The 14,436-nt window shown below is 66.8% G+C and carries 14 protein-coding genes; 9 read left to right on the forward strand and 5 right to left on the reverse strand.

The genetic code is table 11. From position 1 onward, the window contains the following. Both SJH88_RS16035 and SJH88_RS16040 read left to right on the forward strand, forming a co-directional pair. A partial coding sequence (locus SJH88_RS16035) for an alpha/beta hydrolase (protein WP_274755067.1) occupies window positions 1-680 on the forward strand: 680 nt, incomplete at its 5' end. 55 nt (window positions 681-735) lie between these two features. After that, window positions 736-933: a YqaE/Pmp3 family membrane protein gene (locus tag SJH88_RS16040; RefSeq protein ID WP_042414682.1), complete on the forward strand. Its 198-nt coding sequence runs from the start codon at window positions 736-738 to the stop codon at window positions 931-933. A gap of 57 nt (window positions 934-990) precedes the next feature. Here the strand turns inward: SJH88_RS16040 and ccsB are convergent, their stop codons facing one another. The 3 genes from ccsB to SJH88_RS16055 form a co-directional block, all read right to left on the reverse strand. Continuing rightward, complete coding sequence (gene ccsB, locus SJH88_RS16045; protein ID WP_210929578.1) at window positions 991-2,328, reverse strand: c-type cytochrome biogenesis protein CcsB; 1,338 nt, start codon at window positions 2,326-2,328, stop codon at window positions 991-993. After that, window positions 2,325-4,490 carry a cytochrome c biogenesis protein ResB gene (locus tag SJH88_RS16050; RefSeq protein WP_274755068.1) on the reverse strand — a complete coding sequence of 722 codons (2,166 nt, stop codon included), beginning with the start codon at window positions 4,488-4,490 and terminating at the stop codon, window positions 2,325-2,327. The genes ccsB and SJH88_RS16050 overlap by 4 nt, the downstream gene beginning before the upstream one ends. Before the next feature lie 118 nt (window positions 4,491-4,608). Continuing rightward, window positions 4,609-5,232: a c-type cytochrome gene (locus SJH88_RS16055; protein WP_042414687.1), complete on the reverse strand. Its 624-nt coding sequence runs from the start codon at window positions 5,230-5,232 to the stop codon at window positions 4,609-4,611. A gap of 70 nt (window positions 5,233-5,302) precedes the next feature. On the opposite strand from SJH88_RS16055, the gene yihA reads away from it, so the two are divergent. Next, window positions 5,303-6,061, forward strand: coding sequence for a ribosome biogenesis GTP-binding protein YihA/YsxC (gene yihA, locus SJH88_RS16060; protein WP_274755069.1), 759 nt, complete (start codon window positions 5,303-5,305; stop codon window positions 6,059-6,061). Between the two features lie 59 nt (window positions 6,062-6,120). Further along, the gene (locus SJH88_RS16065; RefSeq protein ID WP_274755070.1) at window positions 6,121-7,074 is read left to right on the forward strand and encodes an alpha/beta fold hydrolase; all 954 of its coding nucleotides are present in this window, start codon (window positions 6,121-6,123) and stop codon (window positions 7,072-7,074) included. Here SJH88_RS16065 and SJH88_RS16070 read toward each other — a convergent pair. Further along, a complete protein-coding gene (locus SJH88_RS16070) occupies window positions 7,068-7,943 on the reverse strand; it encodes a lysophospholipid acyltransferase family protein (RefSeq protein ID WP_274755071.1) in 876 nt (291 codons plus the stop codon). The two genes, SJH88_RS16065 and SJH88_RS16070, sit on opposite strands and share 7 nt — an antisense overlap. Beyond that, the gene (locus SJH88_RS16075) at window positions 7,940-8,806 is read right to left on the reverse strand and encodes a lysophospholipid acyltransferase family protein (protein ID WP_274755072.1); all 867 of its coding nucleotides are present in this window, start codon (window positions 8,804-8,806) and stop codon (window positions 7,940-7,942) included. The genes SJH88_RS16070 and SJH88_RS16075 overlap by 4 nt, the downstream gene beginning before the upstream one ends. Before the next feature lie 127 nt (window positions 8,807-8,933). Here SJH88_RS16075 and metK point away from each other — a divergent pair, with 127 nt between their 5' ends. The 5 genes from metK to SJH88_RS16100 all read left to right on the forward strand — a co-directional run bounded on the left by metK (window position 8,934) and on the right by SJH88_RS16100 (window position 14,183). Next, on the forward strand, window positions 8,934-10,118 hold the full coding sequence (metK, locus tag SJH88_RS16080; RefSeq protein ID WP_042414700.1) for a methionine adenosyltransferase: 1,185 nt from the start codon (window positions 8,934-8,936) through the stop codon (window positions 10,116-10,118). Window positions 10,119-10,432: 314 nt separating this feature from the next. After that, window positions 10,433-11,272 carry a cysteine hydrolase family protein gene (locus SJH88_RS16085; RefSeq protein ID WP_274755073.1) on the forward strand — a complete coding sequence of 280 codons (840 nt, stop codon included), beginning with the start codon at window positions 10,433-10,435 and terminating at the stop codon, window positions 11,270-11,272. 21 nt (window positions 11,273-11,293) lie between these two features. Then, the gene (gene pncB, locus SJH88_RS16090) at window positions 11,294-12,499 is read left to right on the forward strand and encodes a nicotinate phosphoribosyltransferase (protein ID WP_274755074.1); all 1,206 of its coding nucleotides are present in this window, start codon (window positions 11,294-11,296) and stop codon (window positions 12,497-12,499) included. Window positions 12,500-12,594: 95 nt separating this feature from the next. Further along, window positions 12,595-13,668: an NUDIX domain-containing protein gene (locus SJH88_RS16095; RefSeq protein ID WP_274755075.1), complete on the forward strand. Its 1,074-nt coding sequence runs from the start codon at window positions 12,595-12,597 to the stop codon at window positions 13,666-13,668. Between the two features lie 20 nt (window positions 13,669-13,688). Further along, the gene (locus tag SJH88_RS16100) at window positions 13,689-14,183 is read left to right on the forward strand and encodes a GNAT family N-acetyltransferase (protein ID WP_274755076.1); all 495 of its coding nucleotides are present in this window, start codon (window positions 13,689-13,691) and stop codon (window positions 14,181-14,183) included. Window positions 14,184-14,436 lie beyond the last annotated feature (253 nt).

Genomic DNA, 14,436 nt, shown 5'->3' on the forward strand with positions numbered 1-14,436 from the left:
CCATCGTGGTGGGCCTGGGCCATGCGCTGCCCCCCGGCAGCGCCGAGGTGCACGACCGCGCGGCCCGCACCTATGACTACACCCTGCCCTACGACGGCGTGGCCCCCGACAGCCAGGGGCGCGCGCAGGGCGGGGCCGACCAGTTTCTGGACTGGATGGCGCAGCAGTTGCAGCCCCGCCTGCAGGCAGCATTGCCGCTGCACCCCCAGCGGCAGACGCTGGTGGGCCATTCCTACGGCGGGTTGTTCACCCTGCATGCGCTGTTCACGCGCAGCGCCCTGTTCCAGCGCTATGTGGCCGCCAGCCCGTCGCTGTGGTGGGGCAACGGCACCGTGCTGGAGGAAGCCGCGCAGTTCCTGCGCCGCCACCAGGCTGGGGCCAGCGCCCTGCCCAGCGAGCTGCAGGTCTACCTCAGCCAGGGCGGCGAAGAGCTGGCCGGCCGGCGGGACCCCGGCCGCGCACCCAACCCGGAGCGTGAGGCCTCCGCACGCCAGGCCCAGGCACGGGCGCAGCAGCACGGCCTGGCCACTGCGGCCGATCTGTCGCAGGCGCTGGACCGGCTGCCGCGCGTGCGCAGCCACTACCAGGTCTGGCCCGGCGCCAACCATGGCGGCACCCAGCTGTACGCCTGCATGCAGGCCGCACGCGTCGGGTTAGACTGGGACGACGCAGCCCGGTGAAACCGGGCCGCGCCCAGCCTCTCCCTTTGTTGTCCGCGCCTTGCGCTTCCCACCCATGCGACTGCTGCTTGCCCTGCTTCTGCCTTTTTCCGTGTTCTTCACCATCGGCCGCCCTTTTGCCGGGGTGCTCTGCCTGATCCTGCAGATCACCCTGATCGGCTGGGTGCCGGCCGCCATCTGGGCCGTGTACGCGCTGAGCCAGTACAAGACCGACCAGAAGATCAAAGAGGCCCTGGGGCAGCGCCGCCCCTGACGTGAACTTATAAAAAAAGGAGCGCCTGGGCGCTCCTTTTTTTGAGTACGTTACAGCTCACAGCTCGCCGTAGCTGTGCAGGCCCGACAGGAACATGTTCACCCCGAGGAAGGCAAAGGTGGTGATGGCCAGACCCACCAGCGCCCACCAGGCCGACACCGTGCCGCGCAGGCCCTTCATCATGCGCATGTGCAGCCAGGCGGCGTAGTTCAGCCAGACGATCAGCGCCCAGGTCTCCTTGGGGTCCCAGCTCCAGTACCCGCCCCAGGCCTCGGCCGCCCACAGCGCGCCCAGCACCGTGGCGATGGTGAAGAAGGCAAAGCCCACGGCGATGGACTTGTACATCACATCGTCCAGGATTTCGAAGCTGGGCAGGCGGGTGGCAATCGTCTTGCGTGCCATCAGGATGCCGGCCACGATCAGGGCCGAAATACCGAAGTACACCAGCCAGTAGCTGCTGCCCGTGGCCTGGCTCTGGCGGAAGGCCAACGGCTCGAAGCACAGCGCCACGCCCAGCAGCCACAGCGGGGCCAGCTTGTACCACTTGGTTTCCTGGGCCTGCTGCTTGATCAGGTAGGCAAAGGCCACCATGGCGGCAATCGCGAAGGTGCCGTAGCCGATGAAGTTGGCCGGCACGTGGACCTTCATCCACCAGCTTTGCAGCGCCGGCACCAGGGGCTGGATCTCGTGCGCCTCGCGCACCACGGTGTACCAGAGCAAAAAGCCCACGGCCGCGCTGACCACCAGCATCACAAAGCTGCCCAGGGCCCGGGTCTGGTACTGGGTTTCGTAGTACAGGTAGAACAGCGCCGTCATCCAGATGAACATGACGAACACTTCGTACAGGTTGCTGACCGGGATGTGGCCGATGCCGGGGCCGATCAGGTGGCTCTCGAACCAGCGCACCATGGTGCCGACCAGGGCCAGCGTGACCGCCACCCAGGTGATGCGGCTGCCGATGGCGCCAAACGCATCGCGCTCGCCCTTGGCAAACAGGCTGATCCAGTAGAACACCGTGGCCATGAAGCACAGCATGCTCATCCACAGGATGGCGGACTGACTGGACAGGAAGTACTTGAGGCCGAACACCTGGTCCGAACGCGCCAGCAGAGCCTCTCCATCGGGGCCCTGGTACAGCCAGATGGCCAGCAGCGACAGGGCCGCCACGGACAGCATCAGCTTGGCCAGCGGCCGCCAGAACCAGCCCAGCCAGATCAGGCCGGGGACGGCGCCGATCAGGATGCCCTTTTCATACACATCCATCGCGAGGTGGTAATGCTGGAAGGCGAACAGGCCACCGGCGACCAGCAGGACGGCAAACAACCAGTCGAACCAGTTGCGGCGAACGAAAAACCCTTCGTTCAAGGTGATGGTGGCTGTAGCAGTACGACTCATACAGAACGCTCCGTGGAGGATGGCGCTGCAGCCGGGGCTGTCAGCAGCTTCTCGGTCAAATTCTCGAATTCGCGGTCAGTGTCCATGATCTTGCGATTCGATGACAAGGCCATGGTGGCACGCGCCGCCTCGCCCTGTGGGCTGATCCAGACCCACAGGCGCCGGTCGCGCACATACAGCATGGCAAACACCCCGATGATCAGGAACAGGCAGCCCAGGTAGACGATGTTCTTGCCGGGCGCACGCGCGACCTGGAACACGCTGGCCTGCACCTGGGTGAAGTCTTCCAGCATGAAGGCCATGGGTGCCGGGAAGAATTGCGCATCGCTGAGCGAGAACACCGATTGCGTCATGAAGGCCAGGGTCTGATCGCTGGGCTGCATCACCGGCAGGCCGGCCTTTTCGCGGCTGAGCTGGGCCAGGTCGAACAGCACGCCATTCAGGATGCGGATCAGCACCTCGCTGGCGCGCTCGCGCTCGGCCTCGGGCACGTTGGCTTCCATGAACTGGGCAATCGCCTGCAGGCCGCCATCGGGCTTGTCCAGGCGCGTGCCGCTGCCGGCGAACAGGTTCACGGCCCGCAGGGCCGACTGGGCCAGCGCGTCGCGCAGGTCGGTGCGGTCCTTGGGCACGGCCTGGGCGGCGTAGCGGCGCACCGCCTCCTCGCGCAGCACGGGATCGTTCAGGGCCGCACGCATGCGCAGGAAGCCCTGCATGCTGCCCTGCTCGTCGGCCGGCACGCGCAGGTAACGGAAGCTCTCGGACGGGTTCTCACGCACGCCCAGCAGGAACATGGGCACGCCGTCGCCAAAGTCCACCGGGCTCATGTAGTTCTGGTATTCGCGGGCCTGGCCCGAGGCATCGCGCAGCTTGTAGCCGATGCTGGGGCCGATGTTGCGCAGCTCCTTGTCGGTCACCGTCTTGTGGCCACCGCCCAGCCGCGCTTCGATGGAGCTGCGCAGGTCCACCTTGCGCACGTCCACGGCAGCACTGGAGGCTTTCTTGTCGGTGAAGTTCTCGACGTTGATGGTGCGCAGCTCGGTGAACTCCAGGGTCAGCACATCCTCGGGGCGGTGGGAGCCGGCGCGCATCAGCTGGGTGCTGGTGCCGATGTGGCCCTCGACCTCGAACGCCTCGCTGCCGGGCGCAAACGGCACGGCGCGCAGCTTGACGCGCGATCCCCCGTCGTCAAAGCTGGACTGGTAGATCTCGATGCCCTTGTAGCTGGCCGGGTGGTTCACCTCGATGCGCTGCGGCAGCTGCTCGCCGGTTTCGCGGTCGTGGATCACCACCTCGCTGGCAAACAGCTTGGGCATGCCGGTGTCGTAGTACTCGACGATGAATTTCTTCAGCTCCACGGAGAAGGGCAGCTCCTGCAGCAGCACGCCGTCCGACTGGTTCAGGATGGCTGTGCCTGCCTGCGTGCCCTCGGCCACCATCAGGTTGCCGCGGAAGGTCGGGTTGCGCAGCGACAGGCGGTGCTCGGGCGGCACATCGGAAATGCGGCCGCCACCGGTGTACGGCGTCTTGCCGCCCAGCCACATCTGGGCCCGCACGATCAGGTCGCCGTCCAGCAAACCGCCGATACAGATCAGCACGATCGCCGCATGGGCCGCGATGTAGCCCAGCTTGTTGGCCGCCCCCGCCTTGGCCGCCAGCATGTAGCCCTTGCCGGCGGGTGTCTCGCGCTCCTGCAGCTTCACCTTCCAGCCGCTGCGCGCCAGGATGCCGCCGATGCGCTGCGCCGCGGCCTGCGGGGCCTCGCCCAAGGCGGCCTCGGCCTTGTGGTGGAAGGCCTTGAGGCTTTGCTCGCGGATGTTTTCCTTGTAGTTGCGCAAATCCGCCAGGTACTTGGGCGTATGGCGCAGCAGACACAGGCTGGTGCTGATCACCAGGAAGGCCAGAATCAGCAGGAACCACCAGGCGCTGTAGACCGCATTCAGCTTGAGCGCCAGAAACAGCTCGGCCCAGAAGGGGCCGAACTGGTTGACATAGTTGACGCTGGGCTCGTGCTGCTTGAGCACCGTGCCGATCACCGAGGCGATGCAGATGATGGTCAGCAGGGCGATGGCGAACCGCATGGACGCCAGAAGCTCCAGCAAGGCACGCAGGCGCTGCGGTGATTCGGGCTCAAAGGACTGGCCGGAAGAAGGATCAGACATGGGAGAAGACACTGGGCCCGAAAGCAAAAGGCGGGACCATCACACTCTGGATGGACCCGCCTTGGTTGGGGTTTGTTATGGGCGGTAAGTTCCCGCGTGTTATTGCGGAAAGCTTGATTTAGCGCAAGCCTGCAATATAGTCCGCCACCGCCTTGATCTCGCGATCGTTCAGCTTGGCAGCGACATCCTTCATCTGCAGGTTGTTGGCGCGCGAGCCGTCACGGAAGGTGTTCAGCTGCTTGATCGTGTAGTCGGCATGCTGGCCCGACAGACGGGGGTACTGGCCGGGAATGCCGGCGCCGTTGGGACTGTGGCAGCTGACGCAGGCGGCAATCTTGCGGTCTGGCACACCCCCGCGGTAGATGCGCTCGCCCAGCACCACCAGTTCCTTGTCCGTGGCGAAACCGGTCTTGGCGGGCTGCTTGGCCAGCCAGGCGGTGATGTTGTTCATCTCTTCGTCGGACAGCATGCTGGCGAAGCCCTTCATCACGGGGTCGGCGCGCTTGTCGCTCTTGAAGTCGTGCAACTGCTTGCGCAAATACTCCGGATGCTGTTGTGCCAATTTGGGATTGACGACAATGGTCGAATTGCCATCCGCACCGTGACAAGCTGCGCAGACAGCTTCATAGCTGGCTTGACCTTTCACCAGGTCGGCCTTGGCCGGTGTTTCGCCCGCCGCGAAGGCCGGGAGAGCGGGTGCTGCCAATGCGGCAGCCGTCAGCAAAGAGGCGAGCAACTTCATATTGTGGGTCTGGTTATGTGCGCAAAACTGCCTCATTCTACAATGACGCCCTTACGCTTGATACACCCCCATGACGACCAACTCTTCCGAATTTGCTTCGTGTCAAACTTCTGCCCAAATTGACCCCAAGCTCGCCATGGGCTGGATGCACACGGCGCGCTTTCTGACCACGGCAGCCCAGCTGCACCATCTGCCCCCGGTGGACGTGCCCGAAATTGCGTTTGTCGGCCGCTCCAACGCCGGCAAATCCACGTCCATCAATACCCTGACGCAGCAGAAACAGCTGGCGTTTGCCTCCAAGAAACCCGGGCGCACGCAGCACATCAATTTGTTTGCGCTGGGCAAGCAGGGCGTCACCGATGCCGTGCTGGCCGACCTGCCCGGCTATGGCTATGCCGCAGTATCGCGCTCGGACAAGGAGCGCTGGCAGCGGGTGATGCTGAACTACCTGATGCAGCGCGAAAGCCTGAGCGCCGTGGTGCTGCTGTGCGATCCCCGCCTGGGCCTGACGGAGCTGGACGAGGCCTTGCTCGACGCCATCCGTCCCCGCGTGGAACAGGGCCTGAAGTTCCTGGTGCTGCTGACCAAGGCCGATAAGCTGACCCGCTCCGAGCAGGCCAAGATCCTGTCCATCACCAAGCTCAACGCCGGCGGCGGCGAGGTGCGCATGTTCTCAGCCCTGAAAAAGCAGGGCGTGGACGATGTGGCCCAGTTGCTGTGGCACTGGTGCCATCCCGACGGCCTGAAGCCCGCAACGCCAGCCCCTGCCGCACCGGAATCGGCAGCCCCCGTGGACACCCCCGCCACGCCAGACACCCCCGCGCAATAACGCATGGACGCGCCCGCGTCCTTGGTCCAGCATGGAAGCTTCACCACCCAGGAGGCACCATGCTTGAGCCCATCCGCCACCAGCTGCCACACGGCATCACGCTGGACTGCCTGGCCTGCGGAACCCCAGGCAAACCCCTGTTGCTGTTTTTGCACGGATTCCCGGAAGGCGCCTTCATCTGGGAAGGGGTGATGGCACCGTTTGCCGACCGCTGGCGTTGCCTGGCGCCCAACCTGCGCGGCTATGGCGGCTCCAGCCAGCCAGAGGCCGTGGAGGCCTACAAACCCAAGGCGCTGGTCCAGGACCTGGCAGCGCTGATCGCCCTGGAAAGTCCGGGGCAGCCGGCGGCCTGTGTGGTGGCGCACGACTGGGGGGGCGCGCTGGCCTGGAACCTGGCCATCCAGCAACCCCAGTTGCTGCAACAGCTGCTGATCATCAACGCCCCCCACCCTGGGGCCTTTGTGCGCGAGCTACAGCGCAACCCGGCCCAGCAGGCCGCCAGCCAGTACATGCATTTTCTGCGCCGTCCCGATGCGGCACCGCTGTTGCTGGCGGACGGGGCACGGCGCCTGTGGGACTTTTTCCGCACGCCCGCCGGGGACCTGCCCGCCTGGCTCACGCCGGAATGGCAGGCGCGCTACCTGGCCCACTGGCCGCAGTGCCTGGCGGCCGCCTGCCGCTACTACGCAGCCAGCCCGCTGGTGCCACCGCGCGGCGCCAGCGACGACCTGCAACCGCTGCCCGATGCGCTGCTGCACACGCCGGTGGCCACCCACATCCTGTGGGGCATGGACGATGCTGCGCTGCTGCCGGAGCTGCTGGACGGCCTGGAGGCGTGGGTGCCCCAGCTGTCCGTGGAGCGCGTGCCCGGCGCCAGCCACTGGCTGGTGCATGAGCACCCCGAGCGGGTGATCCGCAGCCTGCACCAGCTGCTGCACGAAGCCCTTCTAAAAAGAGAGCTATCTACGCTTGCCACACCTGCGTCAGAGTCCGATTTCCCTCTGGATTACTGATACAGGGACGGCTGCCCCTCGGGCCGCGTCTTGAAGCGTTTGTGCACCCAGTAGTACTGCGGCACCATGGTGCGGATGGCGGCCTCCAGTTCACGGTTCATGCGCGCGGTATCTGCCACATGGTCGTCGGTGGGAAAGTGCTCCCAGGCCGGCGACAGCTCGGCCACATAGCCCTCGGGGGTCATGCGGTTGTACAAGGCCACGACCTTGGCCTTGCCCAGGCGGGCAAAGCGCGACAGCGAGGGGATGGTGGCGGTTTCGGGCACCTGGAAGAAGGGCACGAACACCGAGTCATTGCGGCCATAGTCCATGTCCGGCAGCAGGTACAGCAGGCCGCCCTTGCGCAGCGTGGAGATGATGGGCTTGACCCCGTCGGCGCGGTTCAGCATGCGCACATTGCCGAAGCGCTGGCGCCCGGCCATGAACCAGGCATCCAGCACCGGGTCGGGATTGGTCGCAAAGATCGAGGTGAATTCGCGCTCGGTGTTCAGCGGCAGGGCCAGCCCGCCGGCATCCATGCTGTAGAAATGCGGGGCAAACACGATGGTGGGCGTGTCCCCTTCCAGCTCGTGCGTGGCACCCACCAGCTTGACACGGCGGCGCACCAGGGCTTCGGCGCCGAACCACAGCCAGCTGCGGTCCAGGAAGGTCTGGCAGAACACCACAAAACTCTCGCGCGCCCAGGCCTTGCGCTGCGCTGGCGTCGCTTCAGGAAAGCACAGCGCCAGGTTGCGCAACGCCACCTTGCGGCGCGGCGCGGCCAGGATGAACAACAGGCGCCCCAGCACCCAACCGATACCGCGCAACACCGGCAATGGCAGCTTGGCCAGCCCGTGCATCAGGGCCACGCCCAGTCGACTCCAGCTCATGCGGCACCGCCTTCGGTGGCAGATTCCGCCGACTGCGCTTCCTGCCGTGGCTGCTTGTAGCGGCCATACCCCCAAAGGTACTGCGTAGGGCACTGGCGGATGGTGTGTTCCATGGCCTGGTTGATCTGCACCACGGCCTGGTCCAGCTGGTCGGACAGCGGCATGGGCAGGGCTTCGAAAAACAGCTCGTAGCCACGACCGGCCGGCAGGCGTTCGCAGCGCGCCAGCACCACGGTGGCGCCGGTCTGCAGCGCCAGCCGGGCCGCCAGCGTCATGGTGTAGGCATCTTGACCAAAGAATGGCGCCCACTGCCCCTGTCCGCTGGGGGGCACCTGGTCGGGCAGCAGGCCCACGGCCGCGCCCTTGCGCAGCGCCTTGATCATCTGGCGCACGCCCGCCAGCGTGGTGGGCACGGCCTGCACGCCGCTGCGGTTGCGGGCGGTCAGCATCATCTCGGCCAGCCAGGCCTGCTTGGCGGGGCGGTAGAGGATGGTGATCGGCCCATGCTGCGCCGACCACTGCCGCGCCGCGCCCTGCACCGACAGCTCGAAGCAGCCCAGGTGCGGGGTCAGGAACAGGATGCCCTTGCCGCGCGACCAGGCCTGCTCCACCACCTCGGCACCATGCACGGCGTTGACCGCGGTGTCGCGCAGCCAAAGCCGGGGCAGCTCCGTCACCATGCGCCCGGCATGGCCAACCGCGGCCCGCACCTGGGCGAAGCGGTAGCCGGCCTGCCGGCTATTGGCGGCAAAACGGCGCCGGTAGGTGGGCGAGCAAGCCCAGGCCAGCCAGCCCAGGCACGCACCCAGTGCGTGCACCAGGGGCAAAGGCACCACAGAGAGGAAACGAAAAAGCGTTGACATGTACAATGTGCGGCTGTCGCCGAGTTAACAGAGCAACTTGCAGGGCGACGTAAAAAAAGACTGCTAAAGCGTTCGCCCGACTTCTGTCAGCCGAGGCAACGCAATTGCCAAGACAGGAGTTTATTCAATGGCGAACGACTTTCTCTTCACCTCGGAATCGGTCTCCGAAGGCCACCCCGACAAGGTGGCGGACCAGATTTCCGATGCGATCCTGGACGCAATTTTCACCCAAGACCCTCACAGCCGCGTGGCTGCCGAGACGCTGACCAACACCGGTCTGGTGGTATTGGCCGGTGAAATCACCACCGGCGCCAACGTGGACTACATCCAGGTGGCGCGCGACACCATCAAGCGCATCGGCTACGACAACACCGACTACGGCATCGACTACAAGGGCTGCGCCGTGCTCGTCGCCTACGACAAGCAAAGCCAGGACATCGCCCAGGGCGTGGACAAGGCCAGCGACGACGAACTGAACATCGGTGCCGGCGACCAGGGCCTGATGTTCGGCTATGCCTGCGACGAAACGCCCGAGCTGATGCCCGCGCCCATCTACTACGCGCACCGCCTGATGGAACGCCAGGCCCAGCTGCGCAAGGATGGCCGCCTGCCCTTCCTGCGCCCCGACGCCAAGAGCCAGGTGACGATGCGTTACGTGGACGGCAAGCCCCACAGCATTGACACCGTGGTGCTGTCCACCCAGCACAGCCCCGACCAGTCGGAGACCGCCACCAAGATGAAGGCCTCGTTCACCGAAGCCATCATCGAGGAAATCATCAAGCCCGTGCTGCCCAAGGAATGGCTGCAGGACACCAAGTACCTGATCAACCCCACCGGCCGCTTTGTCATCGGCGGCCCCCAGGGTGACTGCGGCCTGACCGGTCGCAAGATCATCGTCGACACCTACGGTGGTGCCTGCCCCCACGGCGGCGGCGCCTTCTCGGGCAAGGACCCCTCCAAGGTGGACCGCTCGGCCGCCTACGCTGCGCGCTATGTGGCCAAGAACGTGGTGGCCGCCGGTCTGGCGCGCCAGTGCCAGGTGCAGGTGGCCTACGCCATCGGCGTGGCACGCCCCATGAACATCACCGTGTACACCGAAGGCACAGGCGTGATCCCTGACGACCAGATCTCCAAGCTGGTGGCCGAACACTTCGACCTGCGCCCCAAGGGCATCATCCAGATGCTGGATTTGCTGCGCCCCATCTACAGCAAGACCGCCGCCTACGGCCACTTCGGTCGCGAAGAACCCGAGTTCACCTGGGAGCGCACCGACAAGGCTGCCCTGCTGCGCGCTGCAGCGGGTTTGAAGTAATTCAAACCGCCGCACGGACAAGGCGGAAGCGGTTCGTGGGCGAAGTGCATATCGCGCCCGCGATGTGAACCAAGACCCACGCACCGACAAGGCCGCCCTGCTGCACGCTGCGGCCGGCCAGAAGCCCGCCCCGGTGCCCCCACCAGCCCGCCCCTGTGCGGGCTTTTTTACGCCCTGGTGGCACCCACGTCCACGTGCACGTGGGCGTGATCGCCTCCCGCGCCTGCACCCCCAGCCGGCGTTCCCTGCCGTGCGTGGCAGGAGCTTCTACACTTCACCCTTTGCGCACGGCGCACCTGCGCCCTCCCGCCGCCATGACCCTTGCCACCCAACTGCTGCTCATTGATCCGCAAAACGACTTCTGCGATCTGCCCGCGGCGCTGTGCCCCACGCTGGGCGGCACGGCCCTGCAGCCCAGCCTGCCCGTGCCCGGCGCCCATGCCGACATGCAACGCCTGGCCGGCTGGCTGCGCGCGCAGATGCAGGCCGTGGACCACATCACCGTGACCCTGGATGCGCACCAGGTGTTCGACATCGCGCACCCGGCCTTCTGGCAGCACGCCGACGGATCCGCCGTGGCGCCCTTCACCGCCATCACGGCGGCGCAGGTGCGCGCCGGGGCCTATGCGCCGCGCACTCCGGCCCACTTGGCGCGTGCCCTGGCCTACCTGGATGCCCTGGAAGCACGCGGGCGCTACACCCTGATGGTCTGGCCCGTGCACTGCGAGATCGGCACCTGGGGCCACGGCGTGCATGCCGAGGTGCAGGCCGCCTGCCGCGACTGGCAGGTGACCCGCCAGCGCGCGGTGACGCACGTGTTCAAAGGTAGCCACCCCTGGACCGAGCACTACAGCGCCCTGGCGGCCGAGGTGCCCGATCCGCAGGTCCCGGACACCTGCCTGAACCACGCACTGCTGGGCACGCTGCTGCAAGCCCAGCGCCTGGTGGTGGCGGGCGAGGCCAGCAGCCATTGCGTGCGCGCCACGGTCGAGCACCTGCTGGAGGCCGCGCCCCCCGGTTTTGCCCCACGCTTGGTGCTGCTGACCGACTGCATGAGCCCCGTGCACGGCTTTGCCGCGCAGCACGCCGACTTCCTGCAGCGCATGCAGACCGCCGGCGTGCAACTGCACACCACCGCCACCCTGCGCCTGTAACTTCTTTTGCCCCCGCCTGCCATGCCCATCGTCCCCAGCCTGCTGGACACCGACCTCTACAAATTCACCATGTGGCAGGCGATGCTGCACCGCCACCCGCAAACCCAGGCCGAATACCGCTTTGCCTGCCGCAACGCCACGGCCTACCCGCTGGCCGAGCTGATCGACGACGTGAACGCCGAGCTGGACCACCTGTGCAACCTGCGCTTTGCCAAGGACGAGCTGGAATACCTGGGCCAGTTGCGCTACATCAAGAGCGACTTCGTCGACTTTCTGCGGCTGTTCCAGTTCCAGCGCGACTTCATCCGCGTGCAGGCCACGCCCGAGGGCGGCCTGTCCATCGAGGCCCACGGCCCCCAGGTGCATGTCATGGGCTTCGAGATCCATGTGCTGGCCATCGTCAACGAGCTGTACTTCCGCCGCCTGGCCCAGCCCGGCACCCTGGCCGAAGGCCGCCGGCGCCTGCAGGCCAAGATCGCCCAGCTGCAGACCCTGGCCAGCGGCCCGGTGCTGGCCCACCCCTTCGAGCTGTCGGACTTTGGCCTGCGCCGGCGCTTTTCCGCCGCCTGGCAGCACGAGGTGGTGGCCACGCTGACGGCACAGGCCGCGCAGTGGTTCAAAGGCACCTCCAGCGTGCTGCTGGCCAAGCAACTGGGCATCGCGCCGCTGGGCACCATGGCCCACGAATACATGCAGAGCTACCAGTCCCTGGGCGTGCGCCTGCGCGACTTCCAAAAGTCCGCGCTGGAAGACTGGGTGCAGGAGTACCGGGGCGACCTGGGCATTGCACTGACCGACACCGTCGGCATGCGCGCCTTCCTGGCCGACTTCGACCTGTACTTCGCCAAGCTGTTCGACGGCCTGCGCCACGACTCGGGCGACCCGTTTGCCTGGGGCGAGCAGGCGATCGCCCACTACCGCGAACTGCGCATCAACCCGCACACCAAGCGGCTGGTGTTCTCGGACGGGCTGAACCTGGACAAGGCCCTGGCCCTGTGGCGCCACTTTGCGCCGCACATCCAGCTGGGCTTCGGCATCGGCACCAACCTGACCAACGACCTGGGCCTGCAGCCGCTGAACATCGTCATGAAGCTGGTGCGCGCCAACGGCCAGCCCGTGGCCAAGATTTCCGACACCCCCGGCAAGACCCTGTGCGACGATGAGACCTACCTGGCCTACCTGCGCCAGGTGTTCGACATTGCCGACCCCGAGACCACAACCACCTAAAAACCATAGCTTGTAGCGCTTATCAATAGGCCACTTCAGACACAAAAATATCTGAACAGCTTCAAGGACCAACGCCAGCAGCTATGCTTTTCACCATGCCCCACGCTGCCCCCCCGCCCCACACCGCCGTCCTCATCGGCCGCTTCCAGCCCTTGCACCTTGGCCACCTGGCCCTGCTGCAGCAGGCGCTGGCGGCGGCGCAGCAGGTGGTCGTCGTGCTGGGCAGCGCCTGGCAGGCGCGCAGCCCCAAGAACCCCTTCACCTGGTCAGAGCGCGAAGCCCTGATCCGCGACAGCCTGCCGCCCGCCGATGCCGCCCGCGTGCGCTGCGTGCCCGTGCGCGACTACTACGACGAGCCGCGCTGGGTGCAGGCCGTGATGGCCGCCGTGCACACCCAGGTGCCGCCCGGCGCGCGCGTGGCCCTGGTCGGCCACTTCAAGGACGACAGCAGCCATTACCTGGCGCGCTTCCCGGGCTGGGAGCTGCTCAGCCTGCCGCGCCAGGGCGACTTTGACGCCACCCCTATCCGTGCCTGCTACTGGAACCTGGACGAACAGCCACAGGCCGCCGTGGCGCACCAACTGAGCGCCCTGCTGCCCCCTGCCGTGGCCGACTGGCTGCAGGCCTGGCAGGCCAGCCCCGACTACGCCGCCCTGCGCGCCGAATGGCGCATGCTCAGCGGCTACCGCGCCGCCTGGGCGGCCGCCCCGTATCCGCCGGTGTTCGTCACCGTCGACGGGCTGCTGCTGTGCCACGGCCATGTGCTGCTGATCCAGCGTGGCCACGCCCCCGGCCAAGGCCTGTGGGCCCTGCCCGGCGGCTTTGTCGAGCCACGCGACACCCTGTGGCAGTCCTGCCTGCGCGAGCTGGCCGAAGAAACCGCCCTGCCGCTGACCGCGGCCGCGCTGCAATCCACCCTACAGGGCGTGGAAGTGTTCGACCACCCGGACCGCAGCCTGCGCGGGCGCACCATCACCCACGTGTTTGTCTGCCACCTGCCGGGCACCACCCTGCCTGCCGTGCAAGCCGGCGATGACGCGGCCACCGCGCGCTGGGTGCCCCTGCAGGCCCTGGCCGGCCTGGAGGCGCAGATGTTCGAAGACCACTTCCACGTGCTGCGCCGCTGTTTTGAACGCTTTGGCGCCGGCCCCGTGCCCGCCCTGCCCTGATGCCCCTGGAACCGATCCCCATGACCGCCCCGCTGACCATCCGCCCCGCCACCATCGACGACACCGACCTGATCCTGCACTTTGTGCGCGAGCTGGCTATCTACGAAAAGGCCGAGCACGAAGTGCTGGCCACGCCCGCCCACGTGCACCGCACGCTGTTTGGCGCCAACCCCAAGGTGTTCGGCCTGATCTGCCTGGAGGGCGACACACCCGTGGGTTTTGCCGTGTACTTCTTCAACTACTCCACCTGGCAAGGCCAGCACGGCCTGTACCTGGAGGATTTGTACGTCTCGCCCGAGCAGCGCGGCAAGGGCGCCGGCAAGGCCTTGCTGCAGCACCTGGCCCGCATCGCCGTGGAGCAGGACTGCGGTCGCTTTGAATGGAGCGTGCTGGACTGGAACGCCCCGTCCATCGCCTTCTACGACAGCCTGGACGCCAAGCCCCAGTCGGAGTGGATTCGCTACCGCCTGACCGGACCAGCCCTGCACGCGCTGGCTGCCGCCCCCGCGGCCTGAAGCCCAGCACCGGGCCACCTGCACGGCCCGGTCGCGCGGTTGCCCGGCGCCTAGCGCGCGGGGGCTGCGCCGGTGCAGCCGCCGGCTCGCGCAGCAGCAGCTCCAGCTTCACCAGATCATCCTGCACCTGCAGTGCCACGTCGGAGCCAGGCTCCAGCAAGGCCAGCAGCGCCTGCCAGTGGTCGCGCGCGGCCCGCGGATTGCCCGCCTGCAAGGCCGCCGCACCGGCCAGCGCCAGCGCCTTGGGTTGCTG

The sequence above is a fragment of the Comamonas sp. GCA5 genome, from assembly GCF_036541385.1.
Classification (GTDB): domain Bacteria; phylum Pseudomonadota; class Gammaproteobacteria; order Burkholderiales; family Burkholderiaceae_C; genus Comamonas; species Comamonas aquatica.

Excerpts from the sequence above, each read along its gene's own strand:
- SJH88_RS16040 (WP_042414682.1), top strand. The coding sequence starts at position 736 with ATGCGACTGCTGCTTGCCCTGCTTCTGCCTTTTTCCGTGTTCTTCACC.
- ccsB (WP_210929578.1), bottom strand. The coding sequence starts at position 2,328 with ATGAGTCGTACTGCTACAGCCACCATCACCTTGAACGAAGGGTTTTTC.
- SJH88_RS16050 (WP_274755068.1), bottom strand. The coding sequence starts at position 4,490 with ATGTCTGATCCTTCTTCCGGCCAGTCCTTTGAGCCCGAATCACCGCAG.
- SJH88_RS16055 (WP_042414687.1), bottom strand. The coding sequence starts at position 5,232 with ATGAAGTTGCTCGCCTCTTTGCTGACGGCTGCCGCATTGGCAGCACCC.
- yihA (WP_274755069.1), top strand. The coding sequence starts at position 5,303 with ATGACGACCAACTCTTCCGAATTTGCTTCGTGTCAAACTTCTGCCCAA.
- SJH88_RS16065 (WP_274755070.1), top strand. The coding sequence starts at position 6,121 with ATGCTTGAGCCCATCCGCCACCAGCTGCCACACGGCATCACGCTGGAC.
- SJH88_RS16070 (WP_274755071.1), bottom strand. The coding sequence starts at position 7,943 with ATGAGCTGGAGTCGACTGGGCGTGGCCCTGATGCACGGGCTGGCCAAG.
- SJH88_RS16075 (WP_274755072.1), bottom strand. The coding sequence starts at position 8,806 with ATGTCAACGCTTTTTCGTTTCCTCTCTGTGGTGCCTTTGCCCCTGGTG.
- metK (WP_042414700.1), top strand. The coding sequence starts at position 8,934 with ATGGCGAACGACTTTCTCTTCACCTCGGAATCGGTCTCCGAAGGCCAC.
- SJH88_RS16085 (WP_274755073.1), top strand. The coding sequence starts at position 10,433 with ATGACCCTTGCCACCCAACTGCTGCTCATTGATCCGCAAAACGACTTC.
- pncB (WP_274755074.1), top strand. The coding sequence starts at position 11,294 with ATGCCCATCGTCCCCAGCCTGCTGGACACCGACCTCTACAAATTCACC.
- SJH88_RS16095 (WP_274755075.1), top strand. The coding sequence starts at position 12,595 with ATGCCCCACGCTGCCCCCCCGCCCCACACCGCCGTCCTCATCGGCCGC.
- SJH88_RS16100 (WP_274755076.1), top strand. The coding sequence starts at position 13,689 with ATGACCGCCCCGCTGACCATCCGCCCCGCCACCATCGACGACACCGAC.